General features: G+C 73.8%; 18 protein-coding genes and 2 pseudogenes. 6 read left to right on the top strand and 14 right to left on the bottom strand.

What is annotated here, in order from left to right:
- Positions 1-33: 33 nt before the first annotated feature.
- Both AB0B63_RS19315 and AB0B63_RS19310 read right to left on the bottom strand, forming a co-directional pair.
- On the bottom strand, positions 34-741 hold the full coding sequence (locus AB0B63_RS19315) for a UdgX family uracil-DNA binding protein (RefSeq protein ID WP_357020386.1): 708 nt from the start codon (positions 739-741) through the stop codon (positions 34-36).
- A gap of 84 nt (positions 742-825) precedes the next feature.
- Positions 826-1,047: a DNA-binding protein gene (locus tag AB0B63_RS19310; protein WP_208569358.1), complete on the bottom strand. Its 222-nt coding sequence runs from the start codon at positions 1,045-1,047 to the stop codon at positions 826-828.
- A gap of 317 nt (positions 1,048-1,364) precedes the next feature.
- On the opposite strand from AB0B63_RS19310, the gene AB0B63_RS19305 reads away from it, so the two are divergent.
- Together AB0B63_RS19305 and AB0B63_RS19300 are read left to right on the top strand one after the other, a co-directional pair.
- On the top strand, positions 1,365-1,568 hold the full coding sequence (locus tag AB0B63_RS19305) for a hypothetical protein (RefSeq protein ID WP_357020382.1): 204 nt from the start codon (positions 1,365-1,367) through the stop codon (positions 1,566-1,568).
- A pseudogene (locus AB0B63_RS19300) lies at positions 1,565-1,744 on the top strand (hypothetical protein); the annotation flags it as partial. The gene AB0B63_RS19305 and the pseudogene AB0B63_RS19300, both read left to right, overlap by 4 nt.
- A gap of 81 nt (positions 1,745-1,825) precedes the next feature.
- Here AB0B63_RS19300 and AB0B63_RS19295 read toward each other — a convergent pair.
- A complete protein-coding gene (locus AB0B63_RS19295) occupies positions 1,826-3,166 on the bottom strand; it encodes an aminotransferase class I/II-fold pyridoxal phosphate-dependent enzyme (RefSeq protein ID WP_357020379.1) in 1,341 nt (446 codons plus the stop codon).
- Positions 3,167-3,204: 38 nt separating this feature from the next.
- Between AB0B63_RS19295 and AB0B63_RS19290 the strand changes: the two genes are divergently transcribed.
- Positions 3,205-4,524, top strand: coding sequence for a GNAT family N-acetyltransferase (locus tag AB0B63_RS19290; protein ID WP_357020376.1), 1,320 nt, complete (start codon positions 3,205-3,207; stop codon positions 4,522-4,524).
- The gene (gene leuE / locus AB0B63_RS19285) at positions 4,521-5,186 is read left to right on the top strand and encodes a leucine efflux protein LeuE (RefSeq protein WP_357020373.1); all 666 of its coding nucleotides are present in this window, start codon (positions 4,521-4,523) and stop codon (positions 5,184-5,186) included. Before AB0B63_RS19290 ends, leuE begins: the two co-directional genes overlap by 4 nt.
- Positions 5,187-5,360: 174 nt before the next feature.
- On the opposite strand, the gene AB0B63_RS19280 is transcribed toward leuE, so the two are convergent.
- From AB0B63_RS19280 to AB0B63_RS19235, 10 genes and pseudogenes are all read right to left on the bottom strand, one after another.
- Positions 5,361-6,290 (bottom strand): sporulation protein, encoded by a 930-nt coding sequence (locus AB0B63_RS19280; protein ID WP_208569379.1) that lies wholly within the window; start codon positions 6,288-6,290, stop codon positions 5,361-5,363.
- Between the two features lie 304 nt (positions 6,291-6,594).
- Complete coding sequence (locus AB0B63_RS19275) at positions 6,595-7,659, bottom strand: hemolysin family protein (protein ID WP_208569352.1); 1,065 nt, start codon at positions 7,657-7,659, stop codon at positions 6,595-6,597.
- Positions 7,660-7,835: 176 nt separating this feature from the next.
- Positions 7,836-9,158: pseudogene (locus tag AB0B63_RS19270) on the bottom strand (hemolysin family protein); the annotation flags it as partial.
- Between the two features lie 174 nt (positions 9,159-9,332).
- Positions 9,333-9,800 carry a monovalent cation/H(+) antiporter subunit G gene (gene mnhG / locus AB0B63_RS19265; protein WP_357020369.1) on the bottom strand — a complete coding sequence of 156 codons (468 nt, stop codon included), beginning with the start codon at positions 9,798-9,800 and terminating at the stop codon, positions 9,333-9,335.
- The gene (locus AB0B63_RS19260) at positions 9,797-10,060 is read right to left on the bottom strand and encodes a monovalent cation/H+ antiporter complex subunit F (protein ID WP_208569351.1); all 264 of its coding nucleotides are present in this window, start codon (positions 10,058-10,060) and stop codon (positions 9,797-9,799) included. Before AB0B63_RS19260 ends, mnhG begins: the two co-directional genes overlap by 4 nt.
- Positions 10,057-10,620 (bottom strand): Na+/H+ antiporter subunit E, encoded by a 564-nt coding sequence (locus AB0B63_RS19255; RefSeq protein ID WP_208569350.1) that lies wholly within the window; start codon positions 10,618-10,620, stop codon positions 10,057-10,059. The genes AB0B63_RS19260 and AB0B63_RS19255 overlap by 4 nt, the downstream gene beginning before the upstream one ends.
- Positions 10,617-12,122 (bottom strand): Na+/H+ antiporter subunit D, encoded by a 1,506-nt coding sequence (locus tag AB0B63_RS19250; RefSeq protein ID WP_208569349.1) that lies wholly within the window; start codon positions 12,120-12,122, stop codon positions 10,617-10,619. The genes AB0B63_RS19255 and AB0B63_RS19250 overlap by 4 nt, the downstream gene beginning before the upstream one ends.
- Complete coding sequence (locus AB0B63_RS19245) at positions 12,119-12,568, bottom strand: Na(+)/H(+) antiporter subunit C (RefSeq protein ID WP_244253076.1); 450 nt, start codon at positions 12,566-12,568, stop codon at positions 12,119-12,121. Before AB0B63_RS19245 ends, AB0B63_RS19250 begins: the two co-directional genes overlap by 4 nt.
- 29 nt (positions 12,569-12,597) lie before the next feature.
- A complete protein-coding gene (locus AB0B63_RS19240) occupies positions 12,598-15,432 on the bottom strand; it encodes a Na+/H+ antiporter subunit A (RefSeq protein ID WP_357020364.1) in 2,835 nt (944 codons plus the stop codon).
- A gap of 105 nt (positions 15,433-15,537) precedes the next feature.
- Positions 15,538-15,915, bottom strand: coding sequence for a hypothetical protein (locus AB0B63_RS19235; RefSeq protein ID WP_208569346.1), 378 nt, complete (start codon positions 15,913-15,915; stop codon positions 15,538-15,540).
- A gap of 291 nt (positions 15,916-16,206) precedes the next feature.
- On the opposite strand from AB0B63_RS19235, the gene AB0B63_RS19230 reads away from it, so the two are divergent.
- Positions 16,207-20,775: an ATP-dependent helicase gene (locus AB0B63_RS19230; RefSeq protein ID WP_357020451.1), complete on the top strand. Its 4,569-nt coding sequence runs from the start codon at positions 16,207-16,209 to the stop codon at positions 20,773-20,775.
- 97 nt (positions 20,776-20,872) lie between these two features.
- On the opposite strand, the gene AB0B63_RS19225 is transcribed toward AB0B63_RS19230, so the two are convergent.
- Positions 20,873-21,418, bottom strand: a complete 546-nt coding sequence (locus AB0B63_RS19225; protein ID WP_357020361.1) for a hypothetical protein — start codon at positions 21,416-21,418, stop codon at positions 20,873-20,875.
- A gap of 101 nt (positions 21,419-21,519) precedes the next feature.
- On the opposite strand from AB0B63_RS19225, the gene AB0B63_RS19220 reads away from it, so the two are divergent.
- Positions 21,520-22,314: an SAM-dependent chlorinase/fluorinase gene (locus tag AB0B63_RS19220; RefSeq protein WP_208569344.1), complete on the top strand. Its 795-nt coding sequence runs from the start codon at positions 21,520-21,522 to the stop codon at positions 22,312-22,314.
- The last annotated feature ends 22 nt before the right edge of the window (positions 22,315-22,336 follow it).

Raw genomic sequence — 22,336 nt, 5'->3', positions numbered from 1 at the left:
GCCGGTTACCCGGCCCGGGCCGCCGGTACTCCCCTATGGAGTCGTCGAGCCGGTCAGGGCCCGGGCGGCCACGGTCAGGTCGTCGACCAGCCCCCGGTAGGCGATCTCCTGGTTGTCGGCGCGCAGCACCGCCGACGGGTGGATGGTGGCCAGCAGACGGGCGGCGGGCGCATCCGTACCGGTGTCGTCCACCGGCGCCCGGGTGAAGTCCTGCGGGTGCTCGGCGGCGGCCGGCCAGGGCAGCAGCGCGCCGCGCTGCCGGGTGACCCGGAACGCCGGGCCGAGCAGGGCCTTCGCCGCCGTCGCGCCGAGCACCACCACCAGTTCGGGGCGGAGCCGGGCGAACTCGGCGACCAGCCACGGCCGGCAGGCGACGATGTGCACCTGGTCCGGGGTCTGGTGGATGCGCCGCCGGCCACGAAGCTCGTGTCGGAAGTGCTTCACCGCGTTGGTGATGTAGAGGTGGGCCGGGTCGAGACCGGCGTCGTCGACCGCCCGGCGCAGCAGCCGGCCGGCGGGACCGACGAAGGGCAGCCCGTGCTGGTCCTCCAGGTCGCCGGGCTGCTCCCCGACGAAGACCACCCGGGCGCTCTCGTCGCCCCGGCCGAAGACGGTCTGGGTGGCGTCCCGGTGCAGCTCGCAGCCCCGGCAGCCGGCGGCGGCGGTACGCAGTTCGGCCAGTGTGCCGGCCTGCGGCGGGATGAACTGTCGGGCACCGGGTGGGGCGGTCTGCTCGGCCATGGCGACTGTTCTACCCGGTCGCACGGAAGGTCCACGAAGGACCCGCCGGGCTCCTCGGAGGCAACCCGTCAGGCGAGGACTCGCCTAAGCTTCCTCGTCGCTTTCGAGCAGGTGAGGGCGTTTCTCGGCGATCCACGCCTCCACATCGGACTTCAACCAGATCTGACCCATCTTGAGGACAGCTGCCGGAGCCGGGAAATCCCGACGGCTGATCAGGATGTAGGTGCGCTGCCGTGAGATCCCCAGACGTTCCTGGATCTCGGCAGCTCCCCACACCTCCAGCCGCGTGCCTTTGAGCAGTGCCATAGCGGTGAGCGTAGGTCCGATTTGCATTGTTATGAGTAATACTCTATTACTTAGACAAGCTCAATAGACTCTGGTTATAGTTGGACAACTGTCAACCCTCAGCCCCGGTCAAGGAGCGTCCGGCATGACTCGTTGCAAGTGGTTCCACCGCCCTGCCGAACCTGTCGATGTCGTACAGCAGGCCAGGCTGCTGCCCCCGGCGGCGACATCCGAGCGGGACGCCACCGCCGACCATCGAGCCGCGCCTCGACGACCAGATCCCGAGGCCAGGTGGGGCACGCGCCACCCACGCAGGCTCAACCGGGGGGCCTGGCCACATGTATGAGCAGCGACCCGCCGAGCCGCCGTTCGTCGTGATCATGGCCGGCTACGTCGTCGACTTCCACCATCGCAACGCCTGCTCCCGCTGCCAGCCGGACGGCTCCTGCGACCGCCTGGCCGACGCGGGCGAGACGCTGCGCGTCTGGCGCGAGCGACGCGTGCAGCGGGCGTTGCGCGCGCGGGACCAGGAGCGCCGATGAAGGCCGGTGACCTGGTGTACGTCACCAGGGACGCCAGCGTGCAGTTTCTCCGCCCCATCCGGTTCCGGGTCATCCGGGTGCTCGACTGGCCGACGTACGACGGCTGGGTCTGGCTGGAGGGATACCAGCTGGACGCGGCCGGGGACGCGGTCTCCCGGCGGCGGATCTTCGTCCAGCCGGCGGGGCTGACCGCGCCACCCGCCCCGTCCCCGTCCCCGTCCCCGCGCAGCCCCGTAGGAGCAGACCGACGACACGGGTCAGGCGGTGAAGCCGATCGGGTCGGCGGGGCGGACCGCCGCCGCGACCGCGTCGGCCAGCGGCGTGAGGTCGGCGTCGTCGAGCGAACTGACCGTGATCCGCACGGCGGGCGGGGCACCGAGCCGGGAGAGGCCACCGGGCGCGACCGACCAGCCGGCGTCCCGCAGGGCGGTGACCGTGATGGTCTCGTCGGGCACCGGCAGCCAGATGTTGATGCCGCTGCGGCCGTGCGCCACCACGCCCCGGTCGGCGAGCGCGGCGAGCAGGCCGGACCGGCGGCGTTCGTAGGCGTCGGCGGCCTGGTGGATCAGGGTGGTGGTGGCCGGGTCGCGCCAGAGCGACAGGACGAGTCGTTGCAGGACGGTGGAGACCCATCCCGCGCCCACCCGGGCCCGGCCGGCCACCCGGGACACCGTCACCTCGTCACCGGCCAGCACCGCCAGCCGCAGGTCGGGCCCGTAGGGCTTGCTGACCGAACGGACGAAAGCCCAGGTCGCCGTGGCCCCGGCCAGCGGGTGCAGCGGCAGCCGGGACAGCTCGGCGGCGTGGTCGTCCTCGATCAGCAGCAGGTCGGCCCGGCCGGCGAGCAGCGCCCGCAGGGCCTCGGCCCGGCCGGCGGAGACGGCGGCACCGGTCGGGTTCTGCGCCCGGCTGGTGACCACCAGCGCCCGCGCCCCGAGGGTCAACGCGTCGCGCACTCCGGTGACGGTGGGCCCCTCGTCGTCGACCGGCACGCCGACCGGCCGCAGGCCGAGGGCGGCGACCAGGTCGAGCAGGTTGGCCCAGCCGGGGTCCTCCACCGCGACCGCGTCACCCGGGCGCAGGTGGGAGGCGAGCAGCCGCTCGATGCCGTCGAGCGCTCCCCCGGTGACGGTCAGCTCGTCGGCGGGCACCCCGTCGGCGGCGAGCCGGGAGCGGGCGGCCTCGGCCAGGGCGGGGTGCACGCCGGTCGTGGCGTACCCCACGGGGGGACCGATCCCGGTGGCGAGCGCGGCCAGGTGCGGGCCGAGCGGCGGCAGCAGCCGGGGGTCGGGCTGACCCAGGGACAGGTCGCGGGTGCCGGGGGCGGGGGCCGGGTGCCGGGCGGCCCGACGGGGGGCGACCGGCGGCCGGGGCCGGACCCGGGTGCCGTGCCGGCCTGCGGTGACGACCAGACCCCGCTGGCGTAGCTCCTGGTAGGCGCGGGCGACGGTGGCCGGGCTGACCGCCAGCGTCGTGGCCAGGGAGCGGACCGGCGGCAACGCGTCGCCCGCCGCGAGCACCCCGGTGCGGATGCCCGTTTCCACACTCGCCGAAATCGCGGCGGACGTGGACCCGAGGATCTGATAATGTGCTGCCACAGTTTCAGGATCGTACTAGAACAAAGTCTGGATGTCACATGTATCCGCCGACCGCACGCACCACCGCCAGCCGCACCCGGGACAGGATGAGCTACGACCGGGCCGCCGCCCACGCCGTGCTCGACGAGGCCTACCACTGCGTGCTGGGGTTCGTGGTCGACGGTGAGCCGCGTCTGCTGCCCACCCTGCACGTCCGGGTCGGTGACACCCTCTATCTGCACGGGTCCACCGGCAGCCGGCCGCTGCTCGCCGCCCGGGGCGAGGCCGGGCTGCCCGTCTGCGTCACGGTGACCCTGCTCGACGGGCTGATCTACGCCCGCTCGCAGTTCCACCACAGCGCCAACTACCGGTCGGTCGTCACACACGGCACCGCCCACCTGGTCACCAGCGAAGACGACAAGCGTGCCGCGATGACCGCCCTGGTGGAAAAGGTCGGGGCGGGGCGGGCCGCCGACAGCCGTCCACCGACCCGTCGGGAGTTGGCCGAGACGGCGGTCCTGGCGCTGCCGCTGCGCGAGGTGTCGGTGCGGGCCCGCACCGGCGGGGTCCGCGACGAACCGGCCGATCTCGACCTGCCGCACTGGGCCGGGGTGGTGCCGCTCCGGCTGACCGCCGGCCCGCCCGAGCCGGACGCCGGGGTGGTCGCGCCGGTCCCGGGCTACCTGCCCGCCACCGGCTCGCCGGGGCCGGGCTCCACCGGGTCACCGGCACCTGTCGTCAGCCTGCCGGGGCCGGATTCCGGCGCTGCACCATGGTGGGAGCCGGTGCCGCTGCACGGCGCGCACGTGCTGCTGGAGCCGTTGACCCCCGCGCACGCTGACGAGTTGTTCGCCGCCACCGCCGAGCCGGAGGTCTGGGCCCACCTGGGCCACCCGCTGCCCGCCGACCCGGCCGCGATGCGGGCGGTCGTCGCCGCCGCGTTGGCCGCCCGACAGGACGGCGAGCGGGTGCCCTGGGTGCAGCGCTGCGCCCGGACGGGAGCGGTCGTGGGCACCACCTCCTTCTACGAGATCGACCCGCAGCGGCGCAGCGTCGCGATCGGTTACACCTGGCTCGGCCGCCCCTGGTGGCGCAGCGGCATCAACACCGAGGCCAAGCTCCTGCTGCTCGGGCGGGCGTTCGACACGCTGGGGGCGGTGCGCGTGGTCTGGCACACCGACATCCGCAACACCAGGTCGCAGGCGGCGATCGCCCGGCTCGGCGCGACCCGGGAGGGCGTGCTGCGCATGCACCGGCAGCGTCCGGACGGCTCCTGGCGGGACACCGTCCAGTACGCGATGACCGTCGATGAGTGGCCGAACGCACAGGCCATGCTGCGGGAAAGACTTCGCGGCACCACCCCGGTGGGTCGAGGATGACGGGCGTGCTGGGCATCACCGACATCTGGACTTACGTGTTGGGCACCGTGGCGATCGTCCTGCTGCCGGGGCCCAACTCCCTCTTCGTGCTCTCCACCGCCGCCAAGCGGGGCGTGGCCGTCGGCTACCGGGCGGCGGGTGGGGTGTTCCTCGGCGACGCGGTGCTGATGTTCCTGTCGGCCGCCGGGGTGGCGTCGCTGCTCAAGGCGTACCCGCCGCTCTTCCTCGTGATCAAGTACGCCGGCGCGGCCTACCTCGGGTACGTGGGGCTGACCATGCTGCGCGCGGCCTGGCAGCGGTGGCGCGCTCGCCACGACCCGGCGGTGCCCCGGCTGATCGACGCGGCCGAGCCGGCGGCGCTGCGCAGCCCGTTCCGCAAGGCACTGGTGATCAGCCTGCTCAATCCCAAGGCCATCCTCTTCTTCATCTCGTTCTTCATCCAGTTCGTCGACCCCGGCTATGCCTGGCCGGCACTGTCGTTCCTGCTGCTCGGGCTGATCGCCCAGGTCACCAGCGTGCTCTACCTGACCGCGCTGATCTTCGCGGGCACCTTCCTGGCCGCCCAGTTCCGGCAGCGCCGCCGGCTGGCCGCCGGGGCAACGACCGGTGTCGCGATGCTCTTCCTGGGCTTCGGTATCAAGCTCGCCACCGCCTCGGTCTGACCCTCCCCCGGACGCACGACCGGGCGGCGACCCCCGACGGATCCAGCCACCACCACCGGGGGGCGATGCGGTGGGTGCGGGCGGATTCAGGTGCCACCACCACCGGGGGACGGTGGCGAGGGCGGATTCAGGTGCCACCACCACCACCGCCGGGGGACGGGGGCGAGGGCGGATTCAGGTGCCGTCGCCGCCGCCCCCGCCACCGCCGATACCGCCACCGCCGCCGGTGCCGCCCAGTCCGTAACCCGGTCGCACCGGGGCGTCCGGCGGGCGGCTGACGTGCGCCGACTCGGTGATCCGGGCCGACCAGTGCGCGTTCGAGGCCGCTGCCGCGTGCCGGTTGATCGCCGCCCGCAACCAGCCGTCCACGACGGAGATCCAGTCGCGTTGATCGGCACCGGTGTGCCAGGTCCGGAACCGGCTGATGCTCTGATGGCTGATTCCGGTCAGCGAGAGCCGCCGGTCCATCCAGAGCAGCACCTCCAGGCCTGCGGAATTGGTCACGAAGATCAGCTCCAGTTCGGTGATCGGCCCGGCGTACAGCGGGGCGACCCAGTAGCCGAGGCGTTCGTGCACCGGCAGGCTCTGCTCGACCCCCGGCAGTCGGCTCGACACCAGGCCCGCCTGCCGCAGGACGAAGCCGAGCGTGTCCAGGGCCGCCAGCACGTGCTGCTGGGTGGGCAACGGGTGGACGAAGATCGGCACCATCGCGCCCTGCTCCAGCTCCGGGTCCACCGACACCTCGGTACGCAGCCCGGTGCGTAGGCTCATCAACGGCACCCCGCCGAAGATCGTCACCGGCGTCTCCCACGGCAGGGGTACGGCGAAGTCGATGGCCCGCCGCCGCCCGGCCGGTACGACGAACCGACCCCCCACCGTCACCTGGTGGTACTGCACGAGGTGGCGGGGTGAGCGGGGGTCGTCCGGTTCGGCAGTCGCCACCAACCCGAGCCGTACGTGCCGCACCGGCACGTCCTGCGCCCCGGCGCTGAGCATCACCTGTCCCGGCAGCCGCAGCCCCGGGCGGGTGCTCGGGTTGGTCAGGGTGGTGCTCACCGCCAACCCGGTCGCACCGGACTCGTGGGACACCCCGGTCAACCGCATCCCCGCCACTCCCCCGTCCTCCGCCCGCCGCCCCCGACCCGGCAGGCGAGGTGTCCCTCGACCGACCAGGCAGGAGCCGGCCCCTGACCGACCCGGCGGGTGGCGGTTTCCCCCTGATCGGCCGGGCACTCCTCGACCACCCCGACGGAACGACCCCGCCCCGGGGCGGGGCGGGGTCGTCGATCGACTCCGTTGGGCCGAGATAGCGGGTCCACCGCCCCTCGATGCCGCTACCTCGGGGGCAGCCGGTGCACCACCACTGCTCGCCGGAGCCTCAACCGCGTCGGCCCTGCCGGGACGAGGGTCAGCGCAGGCGGCGGCCCCGGGGGATCGGGTCGGTCTCGTCGTCGAACTCGCCGATGACCTCTTCGAGCAGGTCCTCCAAGGCCACGAAACCGATCGGCCGGGTCGGCCCGCCGCCGTTGCGGACCAGCGCCAACTGGGCCTGGTCGGCGCGCATCGCAGCGACCGCCTCGGTGACCGAGGAGGTGGCCGGCAGGGTGAACGAGCGGCTCATCAGCTCGGCGGCGGTGGCCGCCCGGCCGGTGGTGACCGCCCGGACCGCCTCCCGGACGTGCACCAGCCCGCACACCTCGCCGCCGCCGTCGAGGACGGCGAGCCGGGACCGGCCGCTGTCCCGGCTGACCTGTTCGATCCGCTCGGCGGTGTCGTCCCGGTGGACCGTGACGATCTGGTCGAAGGGTTCCATCACCTGGGCGACGGTGGTGCCCTGCAATTCCAGCATGCTGGTCAGCATCTGGTGCTGCTCGGCACCGAGCAGCCCGTGCTCGCGGGACTGCTCCAGCAGGATGCGCAGCTCGTCCGGGCCGTGGACCTGGGCGAGCTGGTCCTGCTGCTGCACCCCGACCAGTCGCAGCATCGCGTTGGCCAGGGCGTTGAGCAGGGACAGCACCGGCCGGGCGACCCGGGCGAAGGCCCGGAACGGCAGCGCCAGCAGGGTCGCCGAGCGCTCCGCGTCGGTGATCGCCCACGACTTCGGGGCCATCTCGCCGACCACCAGGTGCAGGAACGTCACCAGCCCCAGCGCGAAGATCAACGCGATGATGTGGCTGGCTGCCGCCGGTAGCCCGACGGCGTTCAGCAACGGGCTGAGCAGGTGCTCGATCGCCGGCTCGGCCAACGCGCCCAGGCCCAGCGTGCACAGCGTGATGCCGAGCTGCGCGCCGGCCAGCATCAGGGACAGCTCACGTACCCCGTCCAGGGCGGCGCGGGCCGCCCGGCCGCCACCGGCGGCGGTCTGTTCCAGCCGGTAGCGTTTGGCCGCCACCAGGGCGAACTCGGCGGCCACGAAGAAGCCGTTGAGGGCGAGCAGCAGCACCGAGACCAGCAGTGCGACAACGGGGCTCATGAGCGCTCCTCCCGACCCCGGGCGACGTGCACGTCCGGGCCGTTGCCGGTGGCGCGGGCATTCGTGCCCCCGGCACGGTCGCCACCGCCGCCGGTGGCGCGGACGTTCGCACCACGGCGTCGGTCGCTTCCGCTGCGGGCGGTCCGGGGCTGCGTGCCCGTACCCGGGTCGGCGGCCATCGTGAGCCGCACCGAGTCGGCCACGTGCCGGTCCACCGCGAGCACCTCGATCAGGGCTTTCGGGCGTTCCGTGGGCTCGTCGCCGTCGGCCGGCAGGACGACCTCCAGCCGGTCACCGACCTCGGGCACCCGGCCCAGCTCCCGCATGACCAGCCCGGAGAGGGTGTCGTACTCGGGGGCCTCGGGCAGCGAGATGCCGGTGCTGTCGGCGACCTCGTCGATGCGCCAGCGGGCCGGCACCACCCAGGAACCGTCCTCCTGCCGGGCCGGGGCCCGCTCGGGCGGGTCGTCCTCGTCGCGGATCGGCCCGACCAGTTCCTCGGCGATGTCCTCCAGGGTGATCACGCCGGCGAAACCGCCGTACTCGTCGACCACGCAGGCGAGCTGCCGGTGCCCGGACCGCAGCCGGTCCAGCACCGTGGGCAGCGGCAACGTCTCCGGCACCAGCAGCGGCGGTACGGCCACCGCGCTGACCGGGGTGGTGGCGCGCTCGGCCGGCGGCACCCCGAGCACGTCGGCGATGCCGACCACGCCCACCAGGTCGTCGACGCCCTCGGCACCGCGTACCGGGAAACGGGAGTGACCGGTGTCGAGCAGTTCGACCACCCGGCTGACCGGCTCGTGTGCCCGGATGGTGTGCACGTCGACCCGGGGGACCATGGCTTCCCCGGCGGTCAGCTCCCGGAAGTCGAGGCCCCGGTCGAGCAGGTCGGACATCTCGGCGTCGAGGTGCCCCTCCTCCCGGGACTCGGCGATGATCTGCTCCAGGTCGGCCGGGGTGGCGCCGCTGGGCAGCTCCTCGATCGGCTCGATGCCGAGGCGGCGCAGCAACCGGACGGCGGCCCGGTCGAAGAGCGTGATCAGCGGCCCGGCGATCTTCAGATAGATCAGGGTGGACCGGCTCAGCGCCCGCGCCAGCGTCTCGGGCCGGGCGATGGCCAGGTTCTTCGGGGCCAGCTCGCCCAGGACCATCTGCACGACGGTGGCGATGACCAGCGCCAACGCCACCGACAGCGGCAGGCTGACCCCGGTGGAGACGCCGACGCCGCCGAGCAGTTCGGCCAGCCCGGCACCGAGGTAGGGCTCGGCGGCGTAACCGACCAGCAGGGCGGTCACGGTGATGCCGAGCTGTGCCCCGGAGAGCATGAACGACAGCCGCCCGGTGACCTCCAGGGCGCGGGCGGCCTTGGCGTCGCCGTCGTCGGCGAGTTGCTTGAGTTTGCCCCGGTCCACGGCGACGTAGCCGAACTCCTGGGCCACGAAGTAGCCGGTGGCGGCGGTGAGAACGATGATGAGTGCGAGGCCGACGACGATCAACACGGGTCGCTCAGGGCTCCCGTGGACGTCGGGGCGGGGGATTGCCGGGCACGACCCGGCTGGCTACTGCTGCCCTCCTGGGCAGAAGAGTCGATCATCCGGCAATTCTATCGGCGCTCGCTGCAAGCCCGCTGAGGGTGGGCACAAAGTGCCTGCTCCTCCCCGTTGTCCGCCGCGTCACTCCCGCTGTCCACCGTCCCCGGGCCGGGGGTCACCGCCTTCGGCCTGGGAGCCACCGTCCCCGGACCGGGAACCACCGTCCCCGGAACGGGAGTCGGCACGCTGCGGCCGGGGTCCAGCCGGGTCGGGCTGGTGTCCGGCCAGTTCGTCGACGTCGAGCAGGCTGCGGTCGACCCGACCCGACCGGTAGGCGGCCCGGCCGATCATCTGGGCGGCGACCGGGGCGGTCGCCAGCTGGAAGACCCCGACCAGCATGATCATGCCCAGGTCGGCGGCGGTACGCAGCCGCAGCGCCAGCCCGACCAGCAACAGCAGCACCCCGAGCACCTGGGGTTTGGTGGCGGCGTGCATCCGGTCCAGCACGTCCGGGAAGCGCAGCACACCGATCCCGGCGGCGAGGCTGAGCAGTGCCCCGGACACCAGGGCGACGGCGGCCAACCAGTCGACCACCGTACCCACGCTCACGACTCCTCCCGGGCGGCGAAGCGGACCAGGGCGACCGAGCCGACGAAACCGAGCAGGGAGAGCACCACCAGCACCGGCAACGTGGTGGCGTGCCGGTTCACCGCCGCCTCCGCGCCGACCGCGCTGAGCATCGCGGCGAGCAGCAGGTCCGCGGCGATGACCCGGTCCAGCAGCGACGGCCCCCGGTAGATCCGGGCCAACGCCAGCAGCGCGGTGGTCGACAGCAGCACGGTCAGGACGACGGCGAGGACGACGGTCACGGTGCCTCCGTGGGTTCGGTGAGGAGCTGCCGCAACTCCGCCTCGGAGCCGACGGCGCGGACGATGCGTTCCTCGACGGCGAGGATCCGCTCCCGGCTGCCGCTGATGTCGGCCGGTGAGCGCACGTCGAGCACGTGCACGTAGAGGACGCCGGCCTCCCGGTCCACCTCGACGATCAGGGTGCCCGGCACCAGCGAGAGCAGTTCGGCGGTGAGCGCCAGGTTCAGGTCGGTGCGTACCCGCAGCGGCACCCCGATGATCGCGCCGCGCGGGCGGAAGCGGGGACGCACGGCGATGGCGGCGACGTGGATGCTGGCGCTGACCAGTTCCACGACGAAGGTGCCGGCCAGCACCAGCAGCGCCCGGGGTCGCAACCGGCCGCCGAAGGAGACCGGCGGGAGCGGGAAGAACAGCAGCACCGATCCGCCGACCAGCAGACCGGTGAGGACGTTCGCCGGGGAGAAGTGGCCCCAGAGCAGGTTCCAGACCACCACCAGCCAACCGAGGGCGATGAGCTGGTCCCGACGCCGTCCGGTGGGTCGTGACGACGCGCCGCTCACGGTGGACCGCCGGGCAGGACGGCCCGCACGTACGGGGTGCGCAGCCGCAGGTCGACGGCGGCGTCGGCGGTGACCTGGAACAGCGGGCCGGCGGCGACGGTCAGGGCCAGCCCCAGCACCACCAGGGCGGTGGTGGCTCCGACCATCAGCCCGGGGAGCCGGACGACCGGCTCGGCGGTGGCCAGTTGCGGGGCCCGCCAGAACGCGATGTTCCACACCCGGGAGGTGGCGTAGAGGGTGAGCAGGCTGGTCACCGTGCCGGCGACGACCAGCACCCAGGGCAGTGGGCCGCCCTGGGCCACCCCGGCCTGGAGCAGACCGACCTTGCCGAGGAAACCGGAGAACGGTGGGATGCCGGCCAGGTTCATCGCGGGGACGAAGAAGAGCACCGCCAGCAGCGGGGTGACCCGGGCCAGGCCGCCGAGCCGGCGCAGGTCGGTGCTGCCGGCCCGCTCCTCGACCAGGCCGGCGACCAGGAACAGGGTGGTCTGGATGGTGATGTGGTGCACCACGTAGAAGATCGCGCCGGAGAGCGCGGCGGTGGTGCTCAGCGCCACCCCGAAGATCATGTAGCCGATGTGGCTGACCAGCGTGAACGAGAAGAGCCGCTTCATGTCCGACTGGGCCACCGCGCCGAGCACGCCGACCACCATGGTCAGCCCGGCCCCCACCATCAGCAGGTTGGCCACCTGGCCGCCGGGGAAGAGCAGCGTCTCGGTCCGGATGATCGCATAGACGCCGACCTTGGTGAGCAGGCCGGCGAAGACGGCGGTGACCGGTGCCGGGGCGGTCGGGTAGCTGTCCGGCAACCACGCGGAGAGCGGGAACATCGCCGCCTTGATGCCGAACGCGAGCAGCAGCATCAACTGCAACGCCAGCCGTACGCCGTCGGGCAGCGCGTCGAGTCGACCGGCGAGCTGCGCCAGGTTGAGGGTGCCGGTGGCCGCGTACACCAGGCCCACCGCCGCCAGGAAGATCATCGAGGAGAGGATGCTGACCACCACGTACGTCGAGCCGGTGCGGATCCGGGCCTCGGTGCCGCCCAGGGTGATCAGCACGAAGCTCGCCGCGAGCAGGATCTCGAACCCGACGAAGAGGTTGAACAGGTCACCGGCGAGGAACGCGTTGGTGATCCCGGCGGTCAGCACCAGGTACGTCGGGTGGTAGATGCTCACCGGCGCCGACTCGCTGGTCTCGGCACGGCCCTGGCCGATGGAGTAGAGCAGCACGCAGAGCGTGACCGCCGAGGAGACCACCAGCATCAGCGCGGCGAGCTGGTCGGCGACCAACACGATCCCGACCGGGGCGGGCCAGCCCCCCACCTCGGTCACCACCGGCCCGTCCCGGTGGGCCCGCACCAGCAGCAGCACCGCCACGACCAGGTTGGTGCCGAGCGCGACCACGCTGACGGTGCGCTGCAACCGGGGCCGGTTGACCAGGATCAGGGTGAGGGCGGCACCGAGCAGCGGCACCACCACCGGCAGCGGGAGGAGCGCGGTCATCGCGTACCCCCGGGTCGGCGTGGCCCCCGCTGGGGCGGCTCGGGGTCGACCTGTTCCGGGTCGTCGCCGGGTCCCTCGCCCCCGAGGTCGGCGTTGGCCACCTCGTTGCGGGCGGCGAGCGCGACGATCTGCTGGTCCTCCACGTCGTCCTGCACCTCGTCGTTGCCGCCGAGATACCAGCTGCGGTACGCCACGGCGGCGAGGAAGGCGGTCAGCCCGAAGGTGATCACGATGGCGGTGAGCACCATCGCCTGCGGCAGCGGGTCGCTCATCTCGTCCTCCGGGCCGGCGCCGACCACCGGAGCCACCCCGGAACGGCCACCGACCAGGATGAGCAGGTTCACCCCGTTGCCGAACAGGATCACCCCGAGCAGAATCCGGGTCAGGCTGCGCTCCAGCAGCAGCGTCACCCCGGTGGCGGTGAGCAGACCCACGGCGATCACCAGCACCAGCGTGGGTCCCGCCCCGCCGCCCCTCACCGTCGGTCCCCCTCGTGGTCGACGACGAGCCCCCGGTCGGACTTGCCGGCCGCCTCGACGTGCCGGTCGATCTCCGCTCCGAGGCTGCGCAGGATGTCCAGCATCAGCCCCACCACGATCAGATAGACGCCGATGTCGAAGAAGAGCGAGGTGACCAGGTACGGCCCACCGAGGCCGGGCAGCGGCAGGTCCACCTTGACGCTCTCCAGCACGGTCCCGGTGGTCAGCAGGGACAGCACGCCACCACCGACGGAGATCGCCAGGCCGGCCCCGAGCACCGTGCCCGCCCCGATCGGGGCGGCCTCGGCCAGTTCGTACCGGCCGCCGGCCAGGTAGCGCACGGCCAGCGCCAGGCTCGCCACCAGGCCACCGGCGAAGCCGCCGCCGGGCGCGTTGTGGCCGGAGAAGAGCAGGAACAGCGAGAAGAGCACGATCGTGTGGAACAGCAGCCGGGTCACCACCTCGAAGACGATGGACCGGCGTCGCGCGTGCAGGGTCGCCCCGCCACGTAACCAGACCGGCCGGTCGTCGTGTCGGGGCGAGGCGGGTTCGACCCGGCGGGGGCGCGGTCCGGTGCGGGACCGCTCGAAGATCAGGCTGGCCACCCCGGTGGCGGTCACCACCAGCACCGAGATCTCACCCATGGTGTCCCAGGCCCGGATGTCCACCAGGGTCACGTTGACCACGTTGCGCCCGTACCCCTCGGCGACGGAGAGCGCCGGGAACGCGGTGGAGACGGGCACCGCGGTGCGGGCCCCGGAGGCGACCAGCGCCAGCCCGGCCAGCACCACGCCCACCGCGACGCCGAGCACCCGGCGGGCCCACCGGCTGCGGCGCAGCGGCCGGGCGGAGAACCGCTCCGGCAGCCGCCGCAGCACCAGCACGAAGACGGCGATGGTGGAGGTCTCCACCAGGAACTGGGTCAGCGCCAGGTCGGGTGCCCCGTGCAGCACGAACAGCATCGCGGTGCCGTAGCCGGTCACCCCGACCAGCAGCATCGCGGTCAACCGTCGGCGGGCGTTCACCGCGAAGACCGCCGCGACCCCGATCACCAGCCCGACCACCAGTTGCAGCGGGCTGTCCCAGAACGCGATCCGGGTCTGCCACGGGCTCGTGCTGACCAGAGCGGTGCCGGGCACCAGCACCAGGGCCAGCAGGACGGTGCCGAGATACAGCGGCAGTGAGCCGCGCTGGGTGGCGCCGGTGACCTCGATGGCCAGCCGGTCGAAGTGGTGGGTGGCCCATTCGTACCCCTGGTTGCCGGTGAACGGCAGCTTCCAGCGGGCCAGCGCCGGGGCGAGCGGGCCGCGTACCGCGTGCAGCACGGCCCCGCCGGCCAGCGCCAGCGCGGACAGGCCGAGGGCGGGGGTCAGGCCGTGCCAGAGGGCGAGCGTGTCGTGCGGCGGGCCGAAGAGTTCCGCGTACGGGCCGAGCAGGCCGTCGAGCCCGGCGGCGGTCGGGCCGGCGACCAGCCCGGCGACCGCGAGCAGGGCGGGTGGGACGAGCATCGGCAGCGGGATCGGTTCCGGTGCGGCCTCGGCGGTGCCGGGGCGGGTGGCGAAGGCACCCCAGAGGAAGCGGATGCTGTAGGCGACGGTGAGCACGGTGCCCAGGACCAGCCCGGCGAGCACCACCGGGCTGGTGGCCAGCGCGGTGAAGACCGCCTCCTTGGCGACGAATCCGAGCAGCGGCGGCACGCCCGCCATCGAGGCGGCGGCGAGCGTGGCGACCACCGCCAGCCCCGGGGCCCGACGGCCGAGGCCGGAGAGTTCCCGCAGGTCGCGGGTGCCGACATCGTGGTCGATGATGCCGACGACGAGGAACAGGGCGGCCTTGAACAGGGCGTGGGCGAGCAGCATCGCCACCCCGGCCAGCGCGGCGTCCGCGCTGCCCGTGCCGATCGTCACGGTCAGCAGGCCGAGCTGGCTGACCGTGCCGTAGGCCAGCAGCAGTTTCAGGTCGCACTGGCGCAGCGCCGCCCAGCCGCCGGCGAGCATGGTGACCAGGCCGAGGGTGAGCAGCACCGGCCGCCACGGGCCGGTGTCGGCGAGCACGGGGGCGAGCAGGCCGATCAGGTAGACGCCGGCTTTGACCATCGCCGCCGCGTGCAGGTATGCGCTGACCGGGGTGGGCGCGGCCATCGCCACCGGCAGCCAGCCGTTGAACGGCACGATCGCCGATTTGGCCAGCGCGCCGGTCAGGATCAGCAGCACGGCGGCGACCAGCGTCGCACCGCCGGGCAGCGGTGCGGCGGCGATCTCCGACCAGCGGTAGGTGCCGGCGTGCCCGCCGAGGATCAGGAAGCCGAGCAGCATGGCCAACCCGCCCAGCGTGGTGACGGTCAGCGCCTGGGCCGCCGCCCAGCGGCTGGAGCGTCGCTCGGTGCTGTGCCCGATGAGCAGGTAGGAGAAGACGGTGGTGAGTTCCCAGAAGACGTAGAGCAGCAGCAGGTCGTCGGCGAGGACCAGGCCGAGCATCGCGCCGGCGAAGGCGACCAGCACCGCGACGAACCGGGGCAGGCCCACCGCGCCGGGCGCGAAGTACCGGCCGCAGTAGACCAGCACCAGCGCGCCGATCGCGCCGACCAGCAGGGTCATCAGCCAGGACAGCGTCGTCATCCGCAACGCCACGTCGAGGTCCAGCTGCCCGATCCACTGGTACGTCTCGACGACCGCGTCCCCGTCGCGGACCGTCGGGGTGCGGGTCAGCGCCCAGCCGAACGCGGCGGCGGGCACCAGCGCGAGCGGATAGCAGGCGCGCGGACCCCACCACCGGACCAGCAGTGGCGCGAGGAGCGCCGCCACCAGGTGCAGGAGCAGCAGTACGAGCACGCGTCCTCCCGTCGAACTGGCGGCGCATACCGGGCGAATTGTCCCGTTCCGCACCGATCACACGCCAGTTCAGCCCCCGGTGGGGGCTTTTCGGGAAATCGCCCGTCAGCCGGGCGGAGTCTCGCCGCCGGGGAGCGCGGGCGTCAGCGCCCGCCGTGGCTCGACCAGCAGGTCGGGGCGACCGAGCTGGAGGGCGACCTTGTCGACCACCCGCTGGGCGACGGCGAGCGAACGCACCGGGAGCAGCTTGCCGCGGCTCTCCCGGCGGAGCACGAAGTAGTGCACGGCGACGCGCACCTGACCCCGGTCGGCCGCGCTGGCCTGGGCGGTGGAGACGACCAGCTCCCGCAGGCTGTCGGCAAGGCGCTCGGCCAGCTCCAGCTCGGGGCCGCGCAGGCTGGTCCGCAGGGCGGTGAGATGCCCTTCGACCTTGCGGATGAGCACGTCGGTGCCGGGCGTCGGGCCACGCTCCTCGACGAACATCCGATTCCTCTCACCCGTTGCGGCAGTCCGAGTGAAGTTACTTTATGTTGTGGGTCGCAAGCAAGCAGTTAAGTAAGACTTAACGTACTAATCGGCTAATTCGCTATTCTCTCGCGGCGTCGGACAGACCAGCATCCGCTCCGGCGGGATGTCACACCGCCGAGGCAGGATGGGGACGTGACGAGGCGGGGCAGGGAGGGCAGGGCGGACCCGGAGGGCAGGGCGGACCCGGAGAGCACGGCGAACCCGGAGGGCACGGCGGACCCGGCCGGCGCGGGCGACGGCCGGGAAGTGCCGGCCGGCTTCGCCCCGGCCACCCGGGAGTGGTTCAGCGCCGCCTTCGCCGCCCCCACCGCCGCCCAGCTCGGTGCCTGGGCCTCGGTGGCCGCCGGCCGCAACGCCCTGGTGGTGGCACCCACCGGCTCGGGTAAGACGCTCGCGGCGTTCCTCTGGTCGCTCGACCGGCTGGCCGACGCACCGCCGCCGGCCGACGCCCGGCGACGCTGCCGGGTGCTCTACGTCAGCCCGCTCAAGGCGCTCGCCGTCGACGTCGAGCGCAATCTGCGCGCCCCGCTCGCCGGCATCCGGCAGGCGGCCACCCGGCTCGGTGTGACCCCGCCGGACATCACCGTCGGGATGCGCACCGGCGACACCCCCGCCGACGAACGCCGGGCCTTCGCCCGCACCCCGCCGGACATCCTCATCACCACCCCCGAGTCGCTGTTCCTGCTGCTCACCTCGGCGGCCCGGGATTCGTTGCGCGGCGTCGAGACCGTCATCCTCGACGAGGTGCACGCCGTCGCCGGCACCAAACGCGGTGCCCACCTGGCGCTCTCCCTGGAGCGTCTCGACGGGTTGCTGGAAAGACCCGCCCAGCGGATCGGCCTGTCCGCCACCGTCCGGCCGATCGACGGGTGCGCCCGGTTCCTCGGCGGTGCCCACCCGGTGGACGTGGTGCAGCCGGCCACCCCCAAGACGATCGAGGTGAGCGTCCAGGTCCCGGTGGAGGACATGACCCGGCTCGACGAGACCGAGCAACCCCTCCAGGACGACCTGGGTGGGCCCGGCCCACGCCGGGCGTCGATCTGGCCCGCCGTGGAGGAACGGGTCCTCACGTTGATCCGGGCACACCGCTCGACCATCGTGTTCACCAACTCCCGGCGCAGCGCCGAACGGCTCTGCGCCCGACTCAACGAGCTGGCCGCCGAGGAACAGACCGTCGGAGCGCCGGCCGCCGATGACCGGGCCGCCCGGAAGCCGGCCGACGCCGCCGGACCGCCGGCCGAGGTGATGGCCCAGTCGGGCACGGCGGCCGGGGCCGATGCGGTGATCGCCCGGGCCCACCACGGCAGCGTCTCCCGGGAGGAACGCAAGCAGATCGAGGAGGCCCTCAAGTCCGGCCGGCTGCCCGCCGTGGTGGCCACCTCCAGCCTGGAACTGGGCATCGACATGGGCGCGGTCGACCTGGTGGTGCAGATCGAGGCCCCACCGAGCGTCGCGGCCGGCCTGCAACGGGTCGGCCGGGCCGGACACCAGGTGGGGGCGGTGTCCCGGGGGGTGGTCTTCCCCAAACACCGGGGCGACCTGCTCTCGTGCACGGTGGTCGCGGAGCGGATGGCGACCGGCGCCATCGAGGAGCTGCACTACCCGCGCAACCCGCTCGACGTGCTCGCCCAGCAGATCGTGGCCATGGTCGCCCTCGAACCCTGGTCGCTCGGCGACCTGGCGGTGCTGGTCCGCCGGGCCGCACCCTTCGCCGAGCTGCCCGACTCGGCGCTGCACGCGGTGCTCGACATGCTCTCCGGCCGCTACCCGTCGACCGCCTTCGCGGAGCTGCGGCCCCGACTGGTCTGGGACCGGGCCACCGACGTGCTCACCGGCCGGCCGGGGGCCCAGCGCCTCGCCGTCACCAGTGGCGGCACCATCCCCGACCGGGGCCTGTTCGGGGTGTTCCTGGCCGGGGCGCAGCGCGCCGCCCGGGTCGGTGAGCTGGACGAGGAGATGGTCTACGAGTCCCGGGTCGGCGACGTCTTCCTGCTCGGCTCCTCGTCCTGGCGGATCGAGGAGATCACCCCCGACCGGGTGCTCGTCTCCCCCGCACCCGGCCAGGCGGCCCGGATGCCGTTCTGGAAGGGCGACCAGCTGGGCCGGCCGGTCGAGCTGGGCCGGGCCATCGGCAGCCGGATCCGGGCGTTGCTGCGCCAGGACGACGCCACCGCCCTGACCGCCCTGAGGGCCGGTGGCCTCGACGACTGGGCGGCCGGCAACCTGATGGCCTACCTGCGTGAGCAGCAGGCCGCCACCCGCTCGCTGCCCGACGACCGCACGGTGCTGGTCGAACGGTTCCGCGACGAGCTGGGTGACTGGCGACTCGCCGTGCACAGCGTGCTCGGGGCCCGGGTCAACGGGCCGTGGGCGCTGGCGATCGGCCGCCGGCTCGCCGAACGCTACGGCGTGGACGCCCAGGCGATGCCCTCCGACGACGGGATCGTGGTGCGGCTGCCGGACACCGCCGACGAGCCGCCCGGCGCCGACGTGGTGGTGTTCGAGCCCGACGAGATCGCCCAACTGGTCGAGGAGTCGGTGGGCACCTCCGCGCTGTTCGCCGCCCGGTTCCGCGAGTGCGCCGCCCGGTCGCTGCTGCTGCCCCGGCGTGACCCGCGCCGCCGGCAGCCGCTGTGGCAGCAACGCCAGCGCGCGGCGCAACTGCTCGACGTGGCCCGCGAGTACGCCGACTTCCCGGTCACCCTGGAGGCCGCCCGGGAGTGCCTCCAGGACGTCTTCGACCAGCCCGCCCTGGCCGGGTTGATGCGCGACCTGGCCAGCCGCAAGGTCCGCCTGGTCGAGGTGGAGAGCGAACGCCCCTCGCCGTTCGCCCGGTCGCTGCTCTTCGGCTATGTCGGCGCGTTCCTCTATGAGGGGGACGCGCCGCTGGCCGAGCGGCGGGCCGCCGCGTTGGCGCTGGACTCGGCCCTGCTCGGGGAGCTGCTCGGCCGGGTGGACCTGCGCGAGCTGCTCGACCCGGCGGTGCTCGCCGAGACCGAACGGCAGTTGCGCTGGCGCACCGACCAGCGCCGACCCCGCGACGCCGAGGACGTCGCCGAGCTGCTGCGGGTCCTCGGCGACCTGACCGAGGCGGAGCTGGCCGAGCGGGGCGTGCCGGTGGAGTGGCCGGTGGAGTTGGCGGCGGCCCGCCGGGCGCTGCGGGTCCGGATCGCCGGCGAGGACCGCTGGGTGGGCATCGAGGACGCGGCCCGGCTGCGCGACGCGCTCGGGGTGGCACTGCCGGTGGGGGTGGCCGAGGCGTACCTGACGCCGGTGGCCGACCCGCTCGGCGACCTGGTCGCCCGGTACGCCCGCACCCACGGGCCGTTCGCCGCCGCGACCTGCGCCGCCCGCTTCGGGCTCGGGGTGTTCGTGGTGGAGCAGACGTTGCGTCGGCTCGCCGCGACCGGGCGGGTGGTCTCCGGCGAGTTCGCCCCGGACAGCGTGGGCACCCAGTGGTGCGACGCCGAGGTGCTGCGGCTGCTGCGCCGCCGGTCGCTCGCCGCGCTGCGCCGGGAGATCGAACCGGTGCCGCCCCGGGTACTGGCCGGCTTCCTGCCCCGCTGGCAGCAGATCGGCTCGTCGGCGCGCGGGGTGGAGGCGGTGGCCGCCACGATCGAGCAGTTGCAGGGCACGGCGGTGCCGGCGTCGGCGTGGGAGCGGCTGGTGCTGCCCGCCCGGGTCGCCGACTACTCCCCCGCCCAGCTCGACGAGCTGTGCGCCGGGGGTGAGGTGGTCTGGGCCGGCTCGGGGGCGATCTCCGGCGGCGACGGCTGGATCACCCTGGCGTACGCGGACGTCGCACCGCTGCTGCTCCCCCCGCCGGACGACACGTTCGCCGGCACCCCGTTGCACGCCGCCGTGCTGGACGCGCTCGCCGACGGGCAGGCGCTGTTCTTCCGCCCGCTGTCCGACCGGGTGGGCTCCGACGACGACACCGCCCTGACCGCGGTGATCTGGGATCTGGTCTGGGCGGGGCAGCTCACCAACGACACTCTCGCCCCGCTGCGGGCGGCGCTCGGCGCGGGCGGCGCGCACCGGTCCCGGCCGGCCGCCCCGCGTACCCGCTACCGTCGCCCGGGTCGGGTGGCGCTGCCCAGCCGGGGTGGCCCGCCCACGGTGGCCGGGCGCTGGTCGCGACTGCCGGAGCGGGACACCGATCCGACCCGACGGGCCGCAGCCCTGGCCGAGCTGCTGCTCGACCGGCACGGGGTGGTGACCCGGGGCGCGGTGGTGGCCGAGCAGGTCGTCGGCGGGTTCGCCGCCGTCTATCCGGTGCTCGCCGCGTTGGAGGAGCGCGGCGCGGCCCGACGGGGCTACTTCGTCGAGGGGCTGGGTGCGGCGCAGTTCGCGGTGCCCGGTGCGGTGGACCGGCTGCGGGCGCTCGCCGAGCCGACCGACCGGGGCCGGGGGCGCGGCGACGGGCCGACCGTGGTGCTCGCCGCCACCGACCCGGCCAACCCGTACGGCGCGGCACTGCCCTGGCCGGAACGGGCCGTCGACTCGGGCGACGACGCCGCACCGGGCACCGGGCACCGGGCCGGCCGCAAGGCCGGGTCGGTGGTGGTGCTGGTCGGCGGTGACCTGGCCCTCTATGTCGAACGGGGTGGGCGGACCATCCTCTCGTTCACCGCCGAGCCCGACGCGTTGGCCGCCGCCGGCAAGGCGCTCGCCGACGCGGTGCACTCCGGGGCGTTGGGGGCGATGTCGGTGGAGCGGGCCGACGGTGGGGCGGTGCACTCGTCCCCGCTGCGCGACGCGCTCGCCGCAGCCGGTTTCCGGGCCACCCCCCGTGGCCTGCGCCTGCGTGGCTGACCGGGCAGGTCACCCCGCGCCCGCGCCGCAGTCGTCCGGGCCGGGCGACACCGGTCGGGGTGACCCCACCGGCGTCGACCGGCCCGGGCTGCGGCAGTCAGCCGAGTTTGGCCAGTACGTCGTTGTAGCGCTTCTGCTCGGCGGCGCTGGTCCGGGTGCCCAGGTAGTTGAGCACCACCGCACCCGACCGGTACGCCTTGGTCCCCCACACGTCGGTCTGGTTGGTGGCGCTCGCCTCGTCGGGGAAGACGTAGACGGAAACGGCGTCGGTGACGAGCAGTTGGGCGCAGCCGACCCCCGCACCGTTGGGTCCGCAGTCCTTGGACCGGTCGCGCGGGTCGGGCGCCTTCAGGCCGGCGGCCGTGAACGCGTCGACCACCTTGCGGGCGGCAGGGGCGCTGGTCTTCTTCGTCGGCAGCACGAACGGCGGGGTGGAGGGGCTCTCCCGGGGGGTGGTGCCCGGCTTCGCGGCCTTCGGCGGCCCGTCCGCCGGGGCGGCCTCGGTGGTGGCCGGGGCTTTCGACCGGCCGTCGGCCCACGCCCCGCCGTCCCGCTCGTCGGCGGGGTCGTCGCCGCAGCCGGCCAGGGCCAGGGCGACGAGGACGGTGGCGGTCGTGGACAGGATACGAAGGCGTTTCGTCACCCCGGCAGTCTGCCGAACCCGCTGCGGGGACGGCACCGGCCGGTCGGCCGATCGGGGTGTCCGGTCAGTGATAGTCGGCCCGCCGCACTAGCCTGCCGGGCATGGCCCCGTCCCCCTGGATCTCGCTGACCACCGACTACGGGCTCACCGACGGGTTCGTGGCCGTCTGCCACGGGGTGATCGGCCGGATCGCCCCGACCGCCCGGGTGATCGACGTGACCCACCTGGTGCCGCCGGGGGACGTCCGGCGGGGTGCCGCGGTGCTCGCCCAGGCCGTGCCGCACCTGCCGTACGGGGTGCACGTGGCGGTGGTGGACCCGGGGGTCGGGACGTCCCGGCGGGCGGTGACCCTGGTCACACCGGGCGGGTTGCTGGTCGGGCCGGACAACGGGGTGCTGCCGGCGGCGGCGCAGGCGTTGGGTGGGATCACCTCGGCGGTGCAGTTGACCGCGCCGGGGTGGCTGGCGGCGGAGGTGTCGGACACCTTCCACGGCCGGGACGTCTTCGCCCCGGTGGCGGCCCGGTTGGCTCTCGGTGACCCGCCGGCCGACGCCGGGCCGCAGGTCGACCCGGCGTCCCTGGTGATCCTGCCCCCGCCGGTGCTGCGCCGGGAGGCCGACGGGTTCACCGCCGAGGTGCTCAGCGTGGACCACTTCGGCAACGTGCAGCTCGCCGCCGGGGCGGACCTGCTGGCGTCGTTGCCCGCGGCGGTGCAGGTCGACGGTCGACCGGCGGTCCGGGGGCGGACGTTCGGGGATGTGGCACCCGGTTCGCTGGTCGTGCTCGTCGACTCCGCCGGCCTGGTGGCGGTGGCCCGCAACGGGGGTCGGGCGGTGGACCTGCTCGGGGTGGCCCCGGGGGCCACGGTCACGGTGCGGGGGCGTATCAGGGGGTGAGCTGCGCTCCCTGGCCGACGTC

The sequence above is a fragment of the Micromonospora sp. NPDC049081 genome (genome assembly GCF_040648835.1).
Classification (GTDB): domain Bacteria; phylum Actinomycetota; class Actinomycetes; order Mycobacteriales; family Micromonosporaceae; genus Micromonospora; species Micromonospora antibiotica.
This window is presented reverse-complemented; position numbering and strand designations above follow the sequence as displayed.